The sequence below is a fragment of the Bacillus sp. 05T22 genome (assembly GCF_056396765.1).
Genome location: NZ_JBFTMC010000016.1, coordinates 1 through 20,826, shown reverse-complemented (window position 1 = coordinate 20,826; position 20,826 = coordinate 1). Strand labels below are relative to the sequence as shown.

General features: G+C 36.9%; 18 protein-coding genes and 2 riboswitches. Of the genes, 4 read left to right on the top strand and 14 right to left on the bottom strand.

What is annotated here, in order from left to right:
• Positions 1–2: 2 nt before the first annotated feature.
• Together metH and AC1DIT_RS07960 are read right to left on the bottom strand one after the other, a co-directional pair.
• A complete protein-coding gene (gene metH / locus AC1DIT_RS07965) occupies positions 3–3,401 on the bottom strand; it encodes a methionine synthase (RefSeq protein ID WP_016133255.1) in 3,399 nt (1,132 codons plus the stop codon).
• Positions 3,401–5,233: a bifunctional homocysteine S-methyltransferase/methylenetetrahydrofolate reductase gene (locus AC1DIT_RS07960; RefSeq protein WP_016116328.1), complete on the bottom strand. Its 1,833-nt coding sequence runs from the start codon at positions 5,231–5,233 to the stop codon at positions 3,401–3,403. The genes metH and AC1DIT_RS07960 overlap by 1 nt, the downstream gene beginning before the upstream one ends.
• Before the next feature lie 70 nt (positions 5,234–5,303).
• A riboswitch (SAM riboswitch) is annotated at positions 5,304–5,414 on the bottom strand.
• Between the two features lie 202 nt (positions 5,415–5,616).
• Positions 5,617–5,729: riboswitch (SAM riboswitch) on the top strand.
• A 70-nt stretch (positions 5,730–5,799) separates the two neighbouring features.
• Between AC1DIT_RS07960 and AC1DIT_RS07955 the strand changes: the two genes are divergently transcribed.
• The 3 genes from AC1DIT_RS07955 (at position 5,800) to AC1DIT_RS07945 (ending at position 8,853) form a co-directional block, all read left to right on the top strand.
• Complete coding sequence (locus AC1DIT_RS07955; RefSeq protein ID WP_016116329.1) at positions 5,800–6,912, top strand: methionine biosynthesis PLP-dependent protein; 1,113 nt, start codon at positions 5,800–5,802, stop codon at positions 6,910–6,912.
• Positions 6,909–8,072 carry a cystathionine beta-lyase gene (metC, locus tag AC1DIT_RS07950; RefSeq protein ID WP_016133256.1) on the top strand — a complete coding sequence of 388 codons (1,164 nt, stop codon included), beginning with the start codon at positions 6,909–6,911 and terminating at the stop codon, positions 8,070–8,072. The genes AC1DIT_RS07955 and metC overlap by 4 nt, the downstream gene beginning before the upstream one ends.
• A gap of 490 nt (positions 8,073–8,562) precedes the next feature.
• Positions 8,563–8,853 (top strand): ArsR/SmtB family transcription factor, encoded by a 291-nt coding sequence (locus AC1DIT_RS07945; RefSeq protein ID WP_000894376.1) that lies wholly within the window; start codon positions 8,563–8,565, stop codon positions 8,851–8,853.
• A gap of 148 nt (positions 8,854–9,001) precedes the next feature.
• Here AC1DIT_RS07945 and AC1DIT_RS07940 read toward each other — a convergent pair whose 3' ends face one another.
• Positions 9,002–10,117 (bottom strand): class I SAM-dependent methyltransferase, encoded by a 1,116-nt coding sequence (locus AC1DIT_RS07940; RefSeq protein ID WP_033671464.1) that lies wholly within the window; start codon positions 10,115–10,117, stop codon positions 9,002–9,004.
• Positions 10,118–10,125: 8 nt separating this feature from the next.
• Entirely contained in the window at positions 10,126–10,755 is a 630-nt protein-coding gene (locus AC1DIT_RS07935; RefSeq protein WP_016116332.1) for an MBL fold metallo-hydrolase, read from the bottom strand.
• A gap of 169 nt (positions 10,756–10,924) precedes the next feature.
• Here AC1DIT_RS07935 and AC1DIT_RS07930 point away from each other — a divergent pair, with 169 nt between their 5' ends.
• Positions 10,925–11,098 (top strand): DUF2759 domain-containing protein, encoded by a 174-nt coding sequence (locus AC1DIT_RS07930; protein ID WP_016116333.1) that lies wholly within the window; start codon positions 10,925–10,927, stop codon positions 11,096–11,098.
• Between the two features lie 136 nt (positions 11,099–11,234).
• Here AC1DIT_RS07930 and glcK read toward each other — a convergent pair whose 3' ends face one another.
• From glcK to AC1DIT_RS07880, 10 genes are all read right to left on the bottom strand, one after another.
• Positions 11,235–12,215, bottom strand: coding sequence for a glucokinase (glcK, locus tag AC1DIT_RS07925; RefSeq protein ID WP_016116334.1), 981 nt, complete (start codon positions 12,213–12,215; stop codon positions 11,235–11,237).
• A 20-nt stretch (positions 12,216–12,235) separates the two neighbouring features.
• Complete coding sequence (locus AC1DIT_RS07920) at positions 12,236–12,436, bottom strand: YqgQ family protein (RefSeq protein WP_016116335.1); 201 nt, start codon at positions 12,434–12,436, stop codon at positions 12,236–12,238.
• Positions 12,437–12,537: 101 nt separating this feature from the next.
• Complete coding sequence (locus AC1DIT_RS07915; protein ID WP_016116336.1) at positions 12,538–13,116, bottom strand: 5-formyltetrahydrofolate cyclo-ligase; 579 nt, start codon at positions 13,114–13,116, stop codon at positions 12,538–12,540.
• A 167-nt stretch (positions 13,117–13,283) separates the two neighbouring features.
• Positions 13,284–13,433: a 50S ribosomal protein L33 gene (gene rpmG / locus AC1DIT_RS07910; protein WP_001265618.1), complete on the bottom strand. Its 150-nt coding sequence runs from the start codon at positions 13,431–13,433 to the stop codon at positions 13,284–13,286.
• 70 nt (positions 13,434–13,503) lie between these two features.
• Positions 13,504–15,858, bottom strand: coding sequence for a sugar phosphate nucleotidyltransferase (locus AC1DIT_RS07905; RefSeq protein ID WP_016116337.1), 2,355 nt, complete (start codon positions 15,856–15,858; stop codon positions 13,504–13,506).
• A 343-nt stretch (positions 15,859–16,201) separates the two neighbouring features.
• Complete coding sequence (gene phoU, locus AC1DIT_RS07900) at positions 16,202–16,858, bottom strand: phosphate signaling complex protein PhoU (RefSeq protein ID WP_016116338.1); 657 nt, start codon at positions 16,856–16,858, stop codon at positions 16,202–16,204.
• 324 nt (positions 16,859–17,182) lie between these two features.
• On the bottom strand, positions 17,183–17,998 hold the full coding sequence (gene pstB, locus AC1DIT_RS07895; protein WP_016116339.1) for a phosphate ABC transporter ATP-binding protein: 816 nt from the start codon (positions 17,996–17,998) through the stop codon (positions 17,183–17,185).
• Between the two features lie 21 nt (positions 17,999–18,019).
• The gene (gene pstA, locus AC1DIT_RS07890; protein WP_016116340.1) at positions 18,020–18,886 is read right to left on the bottom strand and encodes a phosphate ABC transporter permease PstA; all 867 of its coding nucleotides are present in this window, start codon (positions 18,884–18,886) and stop codon (positions 18,020–18,022) included.
• Between the two features lies 1 nt (position 18,887).
• Entirely contained in the window at positions 18,888–19,838 is a 951-nt protein-coding gene (pstC, locus tag AC1DIT_RS07885; RefSeq protein WP_016116341.1) for a phosphate ABC transporter permease subunit PstC, read from the bottom strand.
• A gap of 27 nt (positions 19,839–19,865) precedes the next feature.
• On the bottom strand, positions 19,866–20,783 hold the full coding sequence (locus AC1DIT_RS07880) for a PstS family phosphate ABC transporter substrate-binding protein (RefSeq protein WP_476998129.1): 918 nt from the start codon (positions 20,781–20,783) through the stop codon (positions 19,866–19,868).
• Positions 20,784–20,826 lie beyond the last annotated feature (43 nt).

Below are 20,826 nucleotides of genomic sequence, written 5' to 3'. Positions count from 1 at the left end.
CACTATAGTACACTAAAATATCGTGCTTCAGGGTGAGCAAATACCATTGCCGTTACAGATGCTTCTGGCTCCATCATAAATCCTTCTGTTAGTGAGATTCCAATCTCCTCTGGCTGAATTAAGCGAAATAGTTTTTCTTGATCAGCAAGTTCTGGGCAAGCTGGATAACCAAAAGAAACACGAATTCCCTGATATTTTGTACGGAATCGCTCTTCCATCGTCATCTCCGGTAAATCCGGAATTCCAAAACGATCACGAATCAACATATGTGTTTTTTCAGCGAGTCCCTCTGCTAGCTCTAGCGCTAACGATTGAATCGCATGGCTGCGTAAATAATCCCCTTTCTCTTTCCATTCTTCCGCAATATCACGAACACCTTGTCCCACTGTAACAGATAAAAAGGCGACATAATCCATTTCATCACCGACAGGACGTAAGTAATCCCCTAATGTACGGTACGGAGCTTTCCCTTGTCTTGGGAATGAAAAACGCTCTAGCACACGTGTACGATCTTCTGGATCATAAATAATAATAGTTTGTCCATCACTTTGGGCAGGAAAAAATTGATAAACTGCTTTTGGACGTAGCCAAGATTGTCCTTCTTGTAATAGTTCATCAATTAAATTGTTTAACTCATGCGCTCTCTTATCACCTTCTTTTAATAATTTCTTCACATTTCCTTTTAAACCAAGGTGATGACCAATTAGCATTTGCCTGTTTAAAAATGGTGCAAGATGTGAAACTGGAATATCACGAAGTACAACCCGTTTTGTTGAGTCCGGCACCATAACTTTTGCTTTCGGCAACGGTTCAATGACAGCTGGTATCTCCACTTTTTTCTCCTCTTGTTTCACGATATGAATGTGGCGATTTTTTTTATCCTGCTTCATTTTTTCTCGTTCTTCTTCTTTTTGCAATCGATTGATAAGATCGAGTCCTGTCATCGCATCACTTGCATATAATACAAGTCCATTATAGGAAGGTGAAATACGGTTATCTGTAAACTTTCTTGTCAATGCTGCACCACCTACAACAATGGGAATATCAATATTTGCCGCTTGTAAATCTTCGGCAGTTGCTACCATTTGCTGCGCCGATTTTACTAATAATCCAGAAAGTCCGATAATGTCTGGTTTCTTTTCTTTTACCTCTTGCACAATGCGATCAGAGCGTACATTAATTCCTAAATTGACAATATCATAGCCGTTATTTGATAAAATAATCTCTACAAGGTTTTTGCCAATATCATGTACATCACCTTTTACAGTTGCTAATAATACTTTTCCTTTTTTCGCACTATCGCTAGATTCCATATAAGGCTCCAAATACGCAACAGCAGCTTTCATACTTTCTGCACTTTGCAATACTTCAGCAACGATAAGCTCATTGTTATTAAACAAACGACCCACTTCGTCCATCCCCATCATAAGCGGACCGTTAATAATATCAAGGGGCTTTCTTCCTTCTGTTAGTGCGAGACTTAAATCTTCATGTAAACCCTGCTTCGTTCCTTCTACAATATAATTTGCTAACCTTTCATCAAGTGTTAATGTTTCTTGTATGACTGCTTCTTTTTTCTTAGCAACCCGGTAAAAGTTCGTAAATTCTTCCAGTGTTTCTTTCGTTGTTTCGAATAATAGTGCATCTGCGAGTTCCTTTTCCCCTTCTGGAATGGATGCATAGCGCTCTAGCTTTTCAGTATTCACAATTGCGTAGTCAAGCCCAGCCTTTGTTGCATGATATAAAAAGACCGAGTTTAGCACTTCGCGACCAGCTGGCGGTAAACCAAACGATATATTACTTACTCCTAAAATTGTTAAACATTCTGGCAGTGATTCTTTAATAAGACGAATCCCTTCTATCGTCGCTGCTGCCGAACCAATATATTCTTCATCACCAGTTCCTACCGGGAAAACGAGTGCATCAAAAATAATATCGGATGGACGTATACCATATTTCTTCGTTAATAACTCGTAACTTCTCTTTGCAATTTCTAACTTTCTTTCTGCACTAACTGCCATGCCCGCTTCATCAATCGTTCCTACTACAATTGCCGCACCATATTTATGAAGAAGGGGTGTTACTTTCTCAAAACGCTCTTCTCCATTTTCTAAATTAATAGAGTTAATAACCCCTTTTCCTTGTATATACGTGAGAGCTTTTTCCATAACATTATCATCCGTTGAATCTATCATAATCGGAACTTTTAATACTTTCGTTACTTCTGCCAAAAAGTTCTCCATATCTTCCACTTCATCACGATCTGGATCCGCCATACAAATATCAATAATATGGGCATTTTTCTTCACTTGCGCTCTCGCAATTTCAGCAGCTTCTTCAAAATTCCCTTCAGCTACTAATCGCTTCAATTTTCTTGATCCAATAACATTTGTTCTCTCTCCAACAAATAATGGCCTCATAGAATCATCATATTGCAACGCTTCTAAACCACTAATACCGTGGCCTTCTCGTTCATGATTCTCACGTGGTTTAAGGGACTCAAGTGAAGCTTTTATCGCTCGTATATGATCAGGCGTTGTCCCGCAACAACCACCGATAATATTGATCCACCCTTCTTCAGCAAATTGTTTCACCTTTTCTGCAAGTGAAGTCGGTGACTCATGATAATGTCCATTCTCGTCTGGAAGACCGGCATTTGGATAACAAGAAATATAACACTCTGATAAGTCAGAAAGAGAACGAATGTGTTCGCGCATAAATTCTGGTCCTGTAGCACAGTTTAATCCGACAGATAATGGTTTCATATGCTCAATTGATAAATAAAATGCCTCGATTGTTTGCCCCGCTAACGTTGTTCCCATCGGTTCAATGGTTCCTGAAATCATAAGCGGAACCGTATGATTTGCTTCCGTAAACGCTTCCTGAATCCCTAAATACGCCGCTTTCACGTTACGCATATCTTGGCTGGTCTCTACAAGCAATACGTCAACGCCACCTCGTAATAAGCCCCGAGCTTGTCTCGTATAAGCTTCAATTAGTTCTTCAAATGTTACACCGCCTGTTACACTAATTGCTTTTGTTGTTGGCCCCATCGCACCTGCTACATATACTTCTTTACCACTCTCCTTTACCGCTTGCTTTGCTAAAAACGCCGCTCTTTCATTTAACTCTTCATCTAAATGAGATAGCTCATAATCATGCAATACGATATTCGTAGCACCAAACGTATTTGTTTCGATAATATCCGCACCCGCTTCAATGTAAGCTTTATGGATATCTAAAATAACATCTGGCCTTGTTTTTACTAAGTATTCATTACAACCTTCGTATTCTTCGCCTCCAAAATCTTCTGCAGTTAAATTTGCCTGCTGAATCATCGTTCCCATCGCGCCATCTAATATTAAAATATCATGTTGTAATCTCTCTTCTATCGGTCTCATCAGTTGATTCCCTCTTTCACTTCTTGCTTTTCTTTCACATACTTAACGAGATTTTCTGTAATTTCATATTTCAAAAATGGCGTAATGAGATAAATACCGTTAAAGTATTTCATTGCGGCATTAATTAATTCTTGAGAAATACGAATTCCTTCTTCAATTGCAGACTCCTGCGTTTCATGCCCATCCATTCTCTGTCTTACTTCCTCAGGCAATGTAATGCCTGGCACCTCAAAATGAAGAAAATCAGCATTACGTTTACTTACTAAAGGCATAATTCCAATAAAAATTGGTTTTTCTAAATGTTTTGTCGCCTCGTATATTTCTTCAATTAAGGCTACATCGTAAATTGGCTGTGTTAAGAAATACTCTGCACCAGCTGCAATTTTCCTCTCCATCCGCTTCACCGCTGCTTTTAAATGTCTCACGTGCGGATTAAAAGCTCCTCCAACAGAAAACCTTGTCGCTGAACCAATGGATTTTCCTAAAATAGATCGACCATCATTCATTTCTTTAATCATTTTAATTAATTCAATAGAAGACAAATCATATACAGAAGTCGCTCCAGGAAAATCCCCCACTCGCGCTGGATCACCTGTTAAAGCTAACACTTCTTCCATTCCTAAAGCTGATAAACCAAGTAAATGAGATTGCAAACCAATGACATTATGATCACGGCACGTTAAATGCGTCAGTACTGGAATATCATGCTTCGTTAATAATGCCCCCATTGCCATATTTGAAATGCGCGGGGATGCTAACGAATTATCTGCTAACGTAATGGCATCTGCTCCCGCTCTTTTCAATGCCCTTGCCCCTTCAAAAAAACGCTGCGTATCTAATGTTTTTGGGGGATCTAGTTCAACAACCACCGTTGTTTGCTTCCTCGCTTTTTCTGCAAGGGTAACATGAGTGCTAGCACGTTTTGTTTGGATATGAACTACTTGTTGTCTTTGAACAATTTGTTTTTCTGTAACAGGCGTTACATTCGCAATTACACGCTTCATCCCTTCAATATGTGCTGGCGTTGTACCACAACAGCCCCCTAACAAACGAATACCTTGCTCAATAAATTTCGGTGTCATCTCTTCAAAATAAGCAGGGCTTCCTTCATATACGTAACATCCTTCTACATAGTTTGGAAGGCCTGCATTTGGATAAGCCGACAAATAACCATTTTTAGGAATCGATATCATTTTGAAAGCTTCCGTCATATGAAGCGGTCCTAACTGACAGTTTAAACCGACTATATTTGCACCGTAATCTAAAAGCTGCGTTAATATTCCATTTACATCATTTCCATTTTGCGTTGTGCCTGCTTCATGAAGCGCTAGCTGTGCAATAATTGGAATATCTGTTTGTTTTCGCAATACTTTCACTGCATGTAACAATTCGAACTCATCATAAAATGTTTCTAATAATAATCCGTCAACCTTTTCTTCTAATAATGCTCCCGCTTGCTCAAGTAGCATAAACTCTCGTTCCATATCAGTCGTTGTAACGGCTCCGATATGCTTCATCCCACCGATGGTCCCTAAAATGGCGTTCTTATCTGTTACAGCTGCTTTTGCAAGTTTAACCGCTGCTTTATTAATTTGGGTGACCTGGTTTTCCAAACCATACATGCGCAATTTCGCTTCATTTGCACCATATGTATTTGTTTGAATAATATCTGCCCCAGCAGCTACATATTGTTTATGAATAGATATAATAAGATCTGGATCAGATAAGTTTAATTCTTCAAAACTACTTTGCAAACCATGAGAATGTAATAACGTACCAATTGCGCCATCACCAATAACAATTCCTTTTGATACTAAATCTAGAATTTTCACTTGTCTCCCTCTTTTCTATCAATATAAAAACCCCCTCTTCATCTTGAAGAGGGGGACATCATCAATCCTCCTCTTATCATGCAAAACAAATTGTTTTGCAGGTATTAGCACCGTTTCAAACATTTCGTTTGAAGGTTGCCGGGTTTCACAGGGCCTTTCCCTCCACCGCTCTCAATAAGAGTTTTTCTTTATTATTCATCTATGTTTTAAAAGGAAATACGTGTACCTTTTAACAATCTTTGTTAATTTTCTCATAAATTTAGCATGGGATAGACTAAAAGTCAATTGAATTATCAGAAGAATAAAAATTGTTTAAAATAAAGTTGCAATTCAATTATCTTTTGTTGTAAAGTTAAAAGCATAATAAAATTTCATACAAAATATTCTTATCTAGAGAGGTAGAGGGACTGGCCCTATGACACCTCAGCAACCATTAACATGTTCGTTAATAAGGTGCTAATTCCAGCAAATTGTGAAAAGATTTGACAGATAAGAAGAAGACTATATTCGCATGAAAGCCTTCTTCTTAGAAGGCTTTTTTTATTTTTATAAAGGAGGAATTTCACATGTCAACAATCGAAACAAAACTAGCACAAATCGGAAATCGAAGCGAAACTACAACAGGAACAGTTAATCCCCCTGTTTACTTTTCAACAGCTTATCGTCATGAAGGAATTGGAAAATCAACAGGCTTTGATTATTCACGAACAGGAAATCCAACACGTGGTCTTTTAGAACGCGCAATTGCTGATTTAGAAGAAGGTGAACAAGGCTATGCCTGTAGTTCTGGAATGGCAGCTGTTCTTCTTATTCTTTCCTTATTCCGTTCTGGAGATGAACTTATCGTATCAGAAGATTTATACGGAGGGACCTACCGCTTATTTTCGGAACATGAGGAAAAGTGGAATATTCGATGTAGATACGTAGATACACAATCTATTAAACAAATAGAACAAGCTGTCACTTCTCAAACAAAGGCTATTTTTATCGAAACACCGACCAATCCATTAATGCAAGTCACTGATATTGCAGCTGTCGCAACTGTCGCAAAACGGCACGGCCTACTTCTAATTGTCGATAATACTTTCTACACTCCTTATATACAACAACCATTAACAGAAGGCGCAGATATTGTCCTTCACAGCGCAACAAAGTATTTAGGTGGACATAACGATGTACTAAGCGGCCTTGTCGTTGCAAAAGGTCAGACACTTTGCGAAGCACTTGCCCACTATCATAACGCTTCTGGTGCTGTATTAAGTCCATTTGATTCGTGGTTATTAATTCGTGGTATGAAAACATTGGCTCTTCGTATGAATCAACATGAAGAAAACGCAAAGAAAATCGTTTCTTATTTAAATGAGGAGAATGGTGTAACCGATGTTTTTTATCCAGGAAGGGGCGGCATGATTTCGTTTCGTCTTCGCGATGAAAAATGGGTAAATCCTTTCTTACAATCTTTATCGTTAATTACATTTGCAGAAAGTCTTGGCGGGGTTGAAAGTTTAATGACATATCCAGCAACACAAACACATGCAGATATCCCGGAAGCAGTGCGTACAGCACGCGGGGTATGTAATCGTCTTCTCCGTTTTTCCGTTGGCATTGAAAACGGGGATGATTTAATTCAAGACTTAAAGCAAGCTATTAAACATATAAAAGAAGGTGTAAGAATATGAGTTATTCGTTAGATACACTCTTACTTCATAACCAATATAAACATGATTCACAAACAGGAGCTGTTAACGTTCCCATTTATAATACATCAACATTTCATCAATTTGATGTAGATGCCTTTGGAAAATACGACTACAGTCGCTCTGGGAATCCAACACGTGAAGCACTTGAAGACATAATCGCTTTATTAGAAGGGGGAACAAAAGGATTTGCCTTCGCATCTGGAATTGCAGCGATTTCTACTGCCTTCCTCCTTCTCTCACAAGGCGATCATGTTCTCATTTCAGAAGATGTATACGGGGGAACATATCGCATTGTAACAGAGGTTCTGTCTCGTTACGGTGTTTCACATACATTTGTTGATATGACAAATGTAGAGGCAGTAAAACAAAACATTAGACCGAATACAAAAGTCTTTTACATTGAAACACCCTCCAATCCATTATTAAAAGTAACCGACATTCGTACTGTTTGCGAATTAGCGAAATCTACTGGAGCTCTTACTTTTGTTGATAACACATTTTTAACACCACTATTCCAAAAACCACTCGAACTTGGAGCAGATGTGGTTCTCCATAGTGCGACAAAGTTTATTGCTGGTCATAGTGATGTTACAGCTGGATTAGCAGTTGTAAAAGATGAGGAACTTGCTAAAAAACTCGGCTTCCTGCAAAATGCATTTGGCGCTATATTAGGCCCACAAGATTGCTCTCTCGTTCTTCGCGGTCTGAAAACATTACACGTACGTCTCGAACACTCAGCAACAAACGCGAATAAAATTGCTCTTTATTTACAAAAACACTCGAAAATTCAGAATGTGTATTACCCTGGATTAGAATCACACCTTGGCTATGACATACAACACTCACAAGCACAATCTGCCGGTGCTGTTTTATCTTTCACGTTACAATCTGAAGATGCTTTGCGAAAATTTTTATCACAAGTCAAACTTCCTGTATTTGCAGTAAGTTTAGGAGCTGTGGAATCCATCCTCTCCTATCCTGCAAAAATGTCACATGCAGCATTATCACAAAAAGCACGCGATGAAAGAGGTATTTCTAATTCATTGCTCCGTTTATCAGTTGGCCTTGAAAATGTAGATGATTTAATTACCGATTTTGAAAATGCGCTTTCTTTTGTAGAGGAACCTGTGAATGCATGAGAAAATTCCCATCTGATACAGAAATAAAATGTTTCACATAATAAAAAAGGATAGACCACCATAAACTCATCATATGCACTTAGGCAAAGTCCCTCTATTGAAGATAATAAGCCATTAATATATCCTCTCCATAAGAACCATCTTCATATTTAATTTACTTCCGTTGTCTACCTTCTTTTCATCCAAGATTATATTCTATAGAAACATATAAAATCCTTTTTTCTTATTATTTTTAAAATTTCGTATATTAATTGAAAGAATAAAAAAATCATGATAAAATTGTGTTACAAATGTATCTGTATATTCACGATTCTTAACAAAAAATACTGTGTTACAAACGTACAAATTTTGCAAAGTTATTTACATCATGTTCTCTTTTCTTACAATTTCTTTACTTTAGAACATTTTTTCTGCAACAACTATTTTCTTTTCTTTAGATTTTTGGTATGTATAGTATGGGTATAACAGCTCGCATGGAGGTGGAAAAAACATGTTAGAAACCTTTCAAAAGGAATTAGAACTATACGAAAATAATGCAGAATTACTGAAAGTTCTTGCTCACCCTGTTCGTTTATGTATTGTAAAGGGATTGATCGAACGCGGTCCAAGCAATGTTTCGACAATGTACACAGGATTAAATATGCCACAATCCACAATTTCGCAACATTTAGCGAAATTAAAAAGCGCTAAAATCGTTTCTAGTGAAAGAAAAGGATTGGAAATTTACTACAAAGTAGAAAATGAAACAATTATCCAACTTGTTCGTGTATTACTAGGTTAGGGGTAACCAAACAAAAAGGGCGTATTCTATATTTTCTATCTCATATCTTTAATATAAATATATATCATGAGAGAAAATATACAATACTACATATCCTAAAGTCGTATCAAAAAACAAGACGCAGAATCATTCTGTGTCTTGTTTTTTTCTATATATGTAAATAATGCTTTAAATCAAAATGTGGCATTCCTTTTTTTTGCATAACAACATCAAAAGCATCGCTTATTCCCCCATGTAAAATCATGGAACGAACCGCTCGATTTTGTTTCTGTTTCTCAGAAAAAGGATCGGAATCTTGATGACTAGCAAGTTGTTCTAATATACCTGCCGCAAGTAAAAACCCCCTTTGTTTTGTATGCCACACTGTATGAAGACTGCTTTCTTCTCCTATTTTCTTCAATTCATCCCAATGAATATGCGCTGTAATATCCATTTCACCTGGATACTTCAGAGGATTCTGAATGAGCCTATGGTCATAATACCCCCTTAGACTCCCTTCATGATGCGCAGGATGCATCCACTCCGCTCTTGTATACCCATAATCAACCGTGATGAATAAGCCTTCCTTGAGCCATCCTATAATCTCTTGTAAATAGGTTTCCATTGCTATTGGTACTTCAAAGCGCTGTCCTTCATAAAGCTCAATCTTATGTCTTCGTAAATAGCATCGTATTACTTCTTGTTCTAACGGCCGCAATACTTCTGTAAGTTCCCGCTGCTCCGTATACGTAATACGAACTTCATACAAAATACCAGCTCGCTTCTCTATCACTTCAACAGGAAATGCATCAAACAATTCGTTTAAAAAAACGATTCCTGTAAAAGACTCCCCTAATTCCTTATAGGACTTGTACTGCGAAATATTTTGAAATGAACCAAGTTGACGTTTTTGCAACCTTCTATGAAAAGGACTCACTTCAATAATAGAATATCGTAACTCTGCATAGGTTACTGGAGATAACTGTTTCCATTCCTGTAAAACATCATAAGCAAATCTCCCTGTTCCCCCTCCAATTTCACAAACATTCGGGGGGATCTCTCCATTTTGGACAAGTCGAATAAAAAAACGAGCGAACGTCCTTGCAAATACCGAAGAAATATTACTACTCGTAAAAAAGTCACCATTTCTTCCGATTTTTTCACGTTCTTTCATATAATATCCGTACTCCTCATCATACAGTGCAAGGTTCATATATGTACTATATGAAATCGAATAATCCTTTTCTTTTTCCATCCATTTTCTTAAAACGAGCTCCATCCCCATATAGCTCCTTATTGTAAAAACGGATTATTTTCTTTTTCGGAACCAATATTTGTTTCTGGACCATGTCCACATAATACTGCTGTGTCATCTGGCAGTACAAATAATTTTTCTTCAATGCTTCCAATTAATTCTGCAAAACTTCCACCTGGTAAATCTGTTCGACCAATACTCATTTGGAATAATACATCTCCTGAAAATACAGCATTTGCCTCTTTGCAATAATATGAAATACTGCCTGGAGAATGCCCTGGCGTCTCAAACATTTCAAATGTAAAGGATCCAATCGTTAACATTCCTTCGCCTTCAATAATTTGATCAGCGGGTTTCGCTGTAATGCTTCGATTCATCATAAAAATTTGCGAACCATTTACAGTCGCATCTCCTAACCAATCCACTTCTTCTTTATGTACATATACTGGGATATGAAAAGCATCTCTCACAGCATCAACTGCACCAATATGATCGAAATGAGCATGTGTTAATAAAACAGCCAGCGGCTTTAATTGTTCTTCTTGTAAATACGTTACAAGCTTCTCTCCTTCACTACCTGGATCAAAAATAATACATTCTTTTTGATCATTACTTAAAATATATGCATTTGTTTGTAATGGTCCTAATGGCATTTGTATCCATTCCATTTTTAAATCTCCTCCAGTTATTGAACTTACTTTTATGATACAACATTTCTTCCCCTTAGGAAAAGAAACGATGCTATCTCGACAATCATTTCTAAAACATGTACAATAAAAAAGAAGAAATATTGCAAAAACTCAAACGAAAGAATGAGAGAGCAGAGGGGGATTATATATGGGTCTTGTTATCATTTTTGCGCTAGTCACTCTGTTAGCTGTATTCGCAACCCTTAGAACGTTACGTGAAAAAAATTTACTAGCAGGCGGTTTTGCTGTTGCAACTGTACTTGTTTTTGGTTGGTTTACAGTCATGACTGTCCTTTATAGCGGGTACCCACCAACTCATTAATTCACTTACAGTTCTATTTCCCATCAAGATTTTTCATAATGAAAAGAGGAAGGGATCTCCCTTCCTCTTTTCATTATTTTACAAATACCAGTAGTCTCACCTTAATTCCGATTCGCCCTGACTGATTCTATTCTTTTTACTTCATAACTTCATATTTATGCTTCTTCACAAGCCAAGCTCCACCAATTACACCAGCATCATTCCCAAGCGTTGCAATTGCTAGCTTCGTGCTCTTAACAGCACGAGAAAATGCATATTGTGCAAAATAGCGCTGAATTGGTTGTAACAATGCATCGCCAGCTTTAGATACACCACCGCCAATTACAATCTTTTCTGGATTTAACGTACTAGAAAGATTTGCTACAGCTAACCCTAAATAAGAAGCTACTTTTTCTACAACTTGTTCCGCTAAAGCGTCACCTTGTTCAAGCGCTTCAAATACATCTTTAGATGTAATACGTCCCTCTTCTTCTAACATAGAGTGAAGTATGCTTGGTTCATCTGTATCTTGTAATTTTTGCATAGCAACACGTACAATACCCGTTGCTGAAGCTACTGTTTCTAGACAGCCAGATTTCCCGCAGTTACAAGGAAATCCATTTTCTGTTACGACTGTAATATGTCCGATTTCACCAGCAGCACCACTTACACCGTGCACAATCTCACCATTTGCAATTACACCGCCGCCAACACCAGTTCCAAGCGTCATACAAACTAGATCTTTTGCTCCTTCACCAGCACCTTTCCACATTTCACCAAGCGCAGCTAAGTTTGCATCATTATCAACCACAACAGGTAAGCCTGTTTCTACTTCTAATAAATCTTTTAATGGATAGTTTTCCCACCCTAAATTAACAGCTTCATAAATCATACCAGAAGCGACATGCACAGGTCCAGGAGCGCCCATACCAATACCAATTAGCTTGCTCTTTAATTCTCCTAGTTCTTCTAACTTTTTATCAATTGCTTTCGCTACATCTAATGTAATATGTTTGCCTTGCTCACTTGCATTCGTTGGGATTTCCCACTTATGTAAAATTTCACCATATACATTAATAAATGCTAATTTAATCGTTGTCCCGCCAAGGTCAACACCAACTAACCACTTTTCTTCCATTTTTGCTAACCTACCTTTATCTAATTCTTGCTCATCTCTTTTTGAATCTCTTGTTTCAATAAAAATAAAGCTGTTTGATAGTCTTTTGGCTCAATCAACTGTGATTGATTTAATTCACGCAATTCATCTTGCATTAATTGTAAATCAGCGATTCGATCACCTGTATAAATGATTGTTCCAAATTTTTTTAGCAATTGCTGAATATCATAAATTGATATCATTTCATCACCCTCTATGTCCACTTATTATGGAAATATAATAAGAAAACGTTCACATATTTTATTATAATCAACAAGAAAAAGTCTCGTCAATTTTTATTTGTCTATACAAGTCCATTTTGAAGAATTGTTTCTTTTTCTGTAATAATTTTTTGTACATTTTGATCAAACGACTCTATTGGAATATAACTTACAATTTGAAAATCAAAAGCTAATGATAACGTTTTCCCTTCATACTGCAGCAGATAACGATCATAATAACCACCGCCGTACCCAATACGTTCCCCTCGTCTTGTATACGCAACTCCGGGTACAAACAGAAGATCAATTTCATTTGCCTCTGTTTCTACTGTTAGCGCAGGAATTGGTTCACGCAAGCTCATATATACTGTTTCTAATTGATCAAAATTTGTAATTTGACGAAAGATCATTGTTCTTGTCTCTCTATTACACTTTGGTACAACAACTTTTTTTCCTTCTCGCCATGCTTGTTCAATAATTACATATGTATTCACTTCATGTTCCATCGAAAGAGTAATTCCGATTGTTTTCGCTTCTCTCCACTCTTTTTGTTCATATAAAGAAAATACAATTTGTTCTGATAAAGTTTTGTGCTGTTCTTTCGATAAAAAATTCATTTGCTCTACTATTTTCTTACGTAAACGTACCTTCTCCTCTTTCACACGCTTTTCCCCCTATAAAGTGATCCTTTACTTACTTTATAATTATTAATCGCAAAAATGAATTACGTTCTTGTAAACAGTCTATCATTTTTTTCATGTATCATCACTTTTCAATAAGGGTTATAACCATAGTAAAAAAAAAGAAACAGTAGGAAATTTCCTACTGCTTACTTTGTTTCACGGTGTAACGTAGACTTCTTGTCACGCTTGCAATACTTTTTAAGCTCAAGGCGCTCCGTGTTGTTACGTTTATTTTTCTTTGAGATATAGTTACGATCTCCGCATTCTGTACATGCTAGAGTAATATTCACACGCATTCTTATTTCCCTCCAGTCACTAATAACTTAAATCAGACTATACTATAATACCACTTTTAAAATAAAAATTCTACACCTTTTGATATTGTCTAATTTTTTCTATAAGAGTTTTCATATTTTCCTTTGCTATTACTGGGTTTCTCGCGTGTGAATATACAAGAAATTTAGGATGTTTTGCATCAGAAACAATATAAGACCACTCTTTTTCTGTATATTTAAATTGGATTCCCTCTAATACTTCGACTTCTCTTTTTTCCATATCCTGCAATAACATTCCCATTACTTTCCCTTTCTCTTTCCACGAGCAAACAACTTCATCACATAATAAGTAAAGGGGTGGTGATTGCTCTAACATCGTCGACAAAGTATTTCCTTGCCGAGCAATTAGTTCAAATAATTTTCCAATCCGATATAAAATATCTTGCTGCCATCTCATCTGAAACTTACTTTGTTCACCATACATATAAAAAAGAAGATAGCACTCTCCTAATTTTAACGATAATGGATAAACACTCTCTGTCGTCTCAAGTAATAAATCAGGAACATCGATTTCTTCACAATTTGCACTTTGGTAAATCCCACCATGATTATCATATAATTCAAATTCATTTCCTTGTTCATAAAACATAAGAGCCATATGAGCTCTACTTGATTTCATTAACAATTTAACATGTTCTTTTTGCTCATTAGCATAAACCCATGTAATTGTGCAACCTAGTTTTCGCAAGAAGGATATGAGTAGGAACTGAAACATTTCATCTCTTTTATTAATAAGAAGGTGAAATGTTTGCTTTTGTATCGTTTCGATATCCAAATACGCTAATAAAGATTCAACATATTTCTCTAAACAAACATGTACCGTTTCATTTCGTCCTATGTCTTTATCATATACATAATGAAATGCTTCTGACATATACAAGTGTTCCATTTCTTTTTGCTGTTTATACGATAACCTTATGCCTTCCTTACCATATAGTTGAATGACAATTCCTTCTTCTTGTTCAAAGCGAATAAAAATGCCCCCTGCACATTCGAGTTCATTGATCGCATACCGAAAGGCCGAATCGTTCATTTCTTGACATTCCATCGTATACAAGCCAACACTATGAATTGCATGTAGAAATAGCTTTTTAAAAATATCAAGTTTTACATCATCATATCCCCCTATCAATATACGCTCCCCTTTTGAAAAAAGAGAGCCATATGCCATTGCTATTTTTACAACAACTTGAGGTGTCATTTCTATATTGCCCCTACCTACTACCCGGCTTTTTTGCAGCCAACCTGAGTTTTTTTCATTTTCAGTAATTCCTGACGAGGCAATAATAGAATGACTATCAACAACTTTATTAGGCCATATTTTCCCATTGTGTTGTATCACTGTATTTTTTCCAATCTGGCAACGGTCTGCTACCACACTTTTCTCAAATAAAGTTACATCATCTTTAATCATCGCATTTTCTCCAACGGTCGCTTCTAATAGCTCACAGCGTTTTCCTACATACGTATGGGCAAGAACAATACTTTTTTGAACATGCGTATGATCTAATATTGTGCTGCACTTACCGATAATTGAATATGGCTCAATTATTACCCCTGCTCCGATGAACGCTCCTTCTCCGATAAAAGATGGACCGTGAATTTTTGTTCCCTTTTCAATCGTTACCCCTTCTCCCATCCAAACCATCGGTAGTACTTCCGTATAAGAAATGGGTACCTGTACTTTCTTTGTAAGTAAGTCAAAATGAGCCTGCCGATATTGATCTAATGTGCCAATATCTAACCAGTATCCTTGCGCTACATATCCAAAGAGTGCTTTTTTATTTTCCAGCAAAGGAAAGACATGGTGACTAAAATCAAAAAACTGCGCTGATGAAATATAAGAAAAAATTTCGGGGTCCATAATATAAATGCCTGTATTTACAATATTTGAAATCACTTCGTTCCAACTCGGTTTTTCCATGTAACGTATAATTTCATGCTCTCTATTCATAACGACTGAACCAAATGATAGTGGGTTTTCCACTTCCTTCACAAACATTGTGACCAGTCTATTCCTGCATTGATGGAATTCAATTCCTTTTGATAAATTAAAATCCGTCAATGCATCTCCACTAATTACAACAAATGGCTCATCTAAAAACGCTTCTGCTTGTTTAATGCTTCCTGCCGTACCAAGCGGTGGTGAATCTTCGAAATATTGCAACTTCACTCCCCATTTACTTCCATCACCAAAATATCGCCTAATTGCCGTACTCATATATTGAACTGTAATTGCAATCTCATGAATACCATGCTGCCTTAGTAACTCAATATTATATTCTATAACTGGTTTTTCAAGTAATGGTAACATTGGCTTTGGAAGATTACATGTTAACGGTCTAAGACGCCTTCCTTTTCCTCCAGCTAAAATAACCCCCTTCATATACATTCATCCTCCACGTTTATAATGTTGAACGACCTTGTATATCATATGTATGTCACTTATGTAGAAATTAACCTTTTCACTTCACTGAATCACATCAGTAAGCGCTTACTTTATAGCTTAATAAAATGAAATTTTAATCAGTGGCGTTTTTCCTTGTCCTTCACTGAGTGTTCACCTTCACCAATCGAGTTTTTTACAGGATAAACAATCGCTTCCTATATTATTCCATATCATATTATGATACATCTTATCATCATAGAGAGGACAAGACAACGAGCTTTTTTTGTCATGTTTTGACTAAAAAAGCAAGTGATATTCCATCACTTGCTAACATTTTTTCCTATTCATTTAATAAATAATGTTTTCCTTTCACCAAGTAAAAAACATTCTCGGCAATATTCGTAATGTGATCTGCTACACGCTCAATGTAACGTGCAATAAAAGATAATTGTGTAATTTGCGTAATTGCTTCAGGATGTTCAGGGATAGAGGAAATAAATTCACGAATCGCTCTCCCATATATTTCGTCAACAGAATCATCCATTTCCGCAATTTGTTTTGCAGAAGTTAAATTTTCTTCTTGATATGCTTCTAACGATAAATTTAACATATCCATGGCAATCGTAAACATTTGTTCTAGACTATGCAAGCTAACAGATACATCTTTTTCTCCGAGCCGAATTGTTGATTTAGCAATATTTACGGCATGATCTGCAATACGTTCTAAATCTGTTGCTGTCTTAATCGAAACAAAAATTCTTCGCAGATCGCTTGCAACAGGTTGCTGTTTTGTAATTAGCATAAGTGCAAGGTCATTAATTTCTTCTTCTAAATTATCCATACGGTAATCACCATCAATGACTTCTAGCGCTTTTTCTACATCTTTCTTCTGAAGCCCTTCCATAGAACAAGAAAGGGCTTCTCTTGCCAATTCTCCAAGTTCAATTACCTTTTGCTGCAATGTGTGTAAATCATAATGAAATTGCTCCCTTACCATGTTGTTTCCCCCTTTAGCTGTTACATATATGAAAACTCCCACCACTTAGCTCCTTTGGATCTTGAAGTGGGGGTTTCTCATGTGTCTCCTCTAACAGATGCGTAACACGAGTGGAGACCTGATGCCCCTCTATTTCATTGGCAAACGCCTTTGGAACCACCTTTTTAATATATTGTACAAAGCGTTCAAGAATGCGGTTACTAGCAATCCAGCTCCCCACTCAAGGACTGTGCTGAGCATAGTCCTTGAGTGGGGAGTTTTCTTACTTGATTTTTGATAAAGTGATAAAAACCCCTTATAAAGGGGCTTTTACTCCCAAAAACATTAACCAAATCGTCCCGTGATATAATCTTCTGTTCGTTTATCTGTAGGAGTAGTGAATAATTTGTTTGTATCTGTATATTCAACAACTTCACCGCTTAGGAAGAACGCTGTTTTATCAGAGATACGTGCCGCTTGTTGCATATTATGCGTCACAATTACAATACTAAAATCTTTCTTTAGCTCTTGAATCAACTCTTCAACTTTCAATGTAGAAATCGGATCCAATGCTGATGTCGGTTCATCCATTAAGATTACATCCGGTTCAATCGCTAAACAACGCGCGATACATAAACGCTGTTGTTGTCCACCAGATAAACCATATGCATTATCGTGTAATCGATCTTTTAATTCATCCCAAATCGCTGCACCACGTAAACTTTTTTCAACAATTGCATCAAGTGTCTTCTTATCACGAATACCATGAATCTTTGGACCATAAGCAACATTCTCATAGATAGATTTCGGAAATGGATTTGGCTTTTGGAACACCATTCCAACATGCGTACGTAATTCCTCAACAGGATATGACTTATCAAAAATATTTCGATCTCGATATTCAATTACTCCCGTTGTGCGAACGATAGGTACTAGCTCTACCATACGGTTTAACGTTTTTAAATATGTTGATTTTCCGCAACCACTCGGTCCAATAATTGCTGTTACTTCATTCTCATGAATACTTAAATTAACATCTTTTAATGCATGATCTTCTCCATACCATAAGTTTAAATTTTTTGTATCGAATACAACCTTCTTCGTTGCTGACTCAATTTTCTCTTCATTTTTCACCTGTACATTTACTACTGTTGCTACCATTTTGAATTCCCCTTTCATCCACTACTTACGATTTCTTAACCATAAGACAACCACATTTATAATGAGCAACAATCCTAATAAAACGATCATACCGGCTGCTGCTACATGCTGAAATTCCTCTTGCGGTCTACTCATCCAATTAAAAATTTGAATCGGTAAAACTGTGAATCTATCAAACATGTTAAGTGGAATATAATTAGCAAAAGCAAGTGCCCCAATGACTAATAATGGTGCCGCTTCCCCGATTGCCCTCGATAAAGCCAAAACACATCCCGTTAAAATTCCTGGCAAGGCAGTTGGCAATACAATCTGATACATTGTTTGCCATTTTGTAGCACCAATGCCATACGAAGCTTCTAACAGAGAAGCCGGCACCATACGAATCGCTTCTTGACTCGATACAACAACTGTTGGTAATACAAGAAGACTCATCGTAAACGCTGCTGTTGCTATACTCTCCCCTAAATGAAGACCGTATACAAAAATTGTTAAACCAAGCAATCCAAACACAACAGATGGCACACCCGCTAATGTTTGAATATTTAATTCTATGATCCTTGTGAATACAGAGTGCTTTGCATAATGTTCTAAATAAAGAGCTGTACCTACTCCAAATACAAAGGAAACTGGCACTACTATACTCATAAATAAAATTGTTCCTGACAATGCAGCGACAATACCAGCTTGCTTTGGATTACGTGAAGCAAAGTTCATAAAAAAATCTATTGAAAGATAACCTACACCTTTTTCAAAAATTTGATAAAGTAATAAAATTAGTATACAAATAGAAAATAGCATTGCCATATAGGAAATAGACTTATATATTTGATCCTTCCAAAAACGAGATGCCATATTTTCTTTTATTCTCTTATGATTCAGCATTCGCATCTTATATCGCCTTTCTAAAACGGTACATAATCTGCTGCGAAATCATATTCATCATGAATGTAAACATAAGTAACGTCGCGCCTACAGCGTACATGCTATAGTATGCGATCGTTCCATGGGGGGCATCACCTAAGCTTACTTGCACAATATAAGCCGTTAACGTTTGAATGGAGTGCGTCGGATCTATAGATACATTGGGCGTTGAACCTCCTGCAATGACAACAATCATCGTTTCACCAATCGCACGTGAAGCCGCTAATAGGATTGCAGCCATAATACCGGTAAATGCAGCTGGAAACACAACCTTTCGTACAGTTTCAAAACGCGTTGCACCTAGCCCAAGTGAAGCCTCTTTTATTCCTTTAGATACAGCTCCCATTGCATCTTCAGAAAGAGAAGCGATTGTTGGAACCATCATAATTCCTATAACAATGCCTGGACTGATTGCATTAAAGAACTGTAAATCCGGAATGACACGCTGCAAGGCCGGTGTGACAATCGTTAAAGCAAAAAATCCATATACAATTGTAGGAATACCTGCTAGTAGTTCTAAAATGGGCTTTAACACTTTTCTAACAAAGTGTGAAGCATATTCATTTAAAAATACGGCACATCCTAATCCAATTGGAATAGCTACTATCATAGCGATTGTTGTTACAAGTAAGGTCCCACATATAAGAGGAAGTATCCCAAACTTAGGCTCTTCAAAAAATGGTAACCATTCTTTTTCAGTAAAAAAAGAATACATTGATATTTCACGAAAAAACATAATTGTTTCATTCGCTAGCGTAATAACAATACCGATTGTTGTTATAATAGATACGCTAGCAATTGCCTTTAATAGTAACGGAACCATTCGATTGATTCGCTGCGTTTTTTTTCTTTTGATTGTATTTCTTTCAATCAAATGTTGCACAGAAAATGTAAATTGACTTTTGTCATTTCGAGCCAAAGATGAAAACCCCTTCCCATCCTGACATTATCTTTTTATTTCTGTTAACATTCGCAGCTGTTCACTATATTTCTTTTGTGGTAATTTAACATATCCGACTTCTTCAGCAAGTCCGCCCGCATGTTGCATCATAAACACCACATACTCTGCCACACTGCTTTTATTTCGAATCGAAGCATGGTTTACATAAGCAAATAGCGGCCTAGACAATGGCTTATAAATACCAGATTGAATGTTTGCTTTCGTTGGTGGTACACCATTTATTTTTACGGCTTTTACCTTATCCCGATTCGCCATATAGTACGCATATCCCACAAATGCAATTGCATTTTTATCATTCATTACCCCTTGCATAATGACTTGATCATCTTCAGATAAAGCAACTGTTTTTGCAAGACGATTGTTTCGCAAGACAACACTTTGAAAATAATCATACGTACCGGAATCAACACCTGGCGCATAAAATTGCACCTTTTCGTGCGGCCATTTCGGATGAATATGTGACCATCGTTTCGTTCTCCCATCTTCGCTCCATAATAGACGTAATTCTTCTATTGTCATATTATCAGCCCATGTATTTTGACGATTCACAATGATTGTGAGGCCATCATAAGCAAYTTCAAATGGTGTAAACTGGATGGAATTTTCCTTCATAAAATTTTCTTCTACTTGTTTCACCTGGCGCGATGCATTATTAATATCTACTTCGCCTTTGCCAAAACGATGAAACCCTCCTCCTGTCCCAGATATACTAATAGAAATTTTCACACGTGGTTCTTTTTTTGTGTACTCTTCCGCTATAGCTTCCATAATTGGAAAAACGGTTGAGGATCCATCAATTCTCACTTCCCTCACATCATTAGCAGCGGATGGAGTAGACACATATAAAAAAATGAAACATGTCGATATTGCTAAAATCTTGATAGATTTTTTTGTCCATTTCACGTGTAGCTCCTCCTAGAAGTATCCCGGAGTAACAGGATTACAG

Coding starts and splice junctions, on each gene's coding strand:
- metH (WP_016133255.1), bottom strand. CDS start 3,401: ATGAGACCGATAGAAGAGAGATTACAACATGATATTTTAATATTAGAT.
- AC1DIT_RS07955 (WP_016116329.1), top strand. CDS start 5,800: ATGTCAACAATCGAAACAAAACTAGCACAAATCGGAAATCGAAGCGAA.
- metC (WP_016133256.1), top strand. CDS start 6,909: ATGAGTTATTCGTTAGATACACTCTTACTTCATAACCAATATAAACAT.
- AC1DIT_RS07945 (WP_000894376.1), top strand. CDS start 8,563: ATGTTAGAAACCTTTCAAAAGGAATTAGAACTATACGAAAATAATGCA.
- AC1DIT_RS07940 (WP_033671464.1), bottom strand. CDS start 10,117: ATGGGGATGGAGCTCGTTTTAAGAAAATGGATGGAAAAAGAAAAGGAT.
- AC1DIT_RS07935 (WP_016116332.1), bottom strand. CDS start 10,755: ATGGAATGGATACAAATGCCATTAGGACCATTACAAACAAATGCATAT.
- AC1DIT_RS07930 (WP_016116333.1), top strand. CDS start 10,925: ATGGGTCTTGTTATCATTTTTGCGCTAGTCACTCTGTTAGCTGTATTC.
- glcK (WP_016116334.1), bottom strand. CDS start 12,215: ATGGAAGAAAAGTGGTTAGTTGGTGTTGACCTTGGCGGGACAACGATT.
- AC1DIT_RS07920 (WP_016116335.1), bottom strand. CDS start 12,436: ATGATATCAATTTATGATATTCAGCAATTGCTAAAAAAATTTGGAACA.
- rpmG (WP_001265618.1), bottom strand. CDS start 13,433: ATGCGTGTGAATATTACTCTAGCATGTACAGAATGCGGAGATCGTAAC.
- AC1DIT_RS07905 (WP_016116337.1), bottom strand. CDS start 15,858: ATGAAGGGGGTTATTTTAGCTGGAGGAAAAGGAAGGCGTCTTAGACCG.
- phoU (WP_016116338.1), bottom strand. CDS start 16,858: ATGGTAAGGGAGCAATTTCATTATGATTTACACACATTGCAGCAAAAG.
- pstB (WP_016116339.1), bottom strand. CDS start 17,998: ATGGTAGCAACAGTAGTAAATGTACAGGTGAAAAATGAAGAGAAAATT.
- pstA (WP_016116340.1), bottom strand. CDS start 18,886: ATGCGAATGCTGAATCATAAGAGAATAAAAGAAAATATGGCATCTCGT.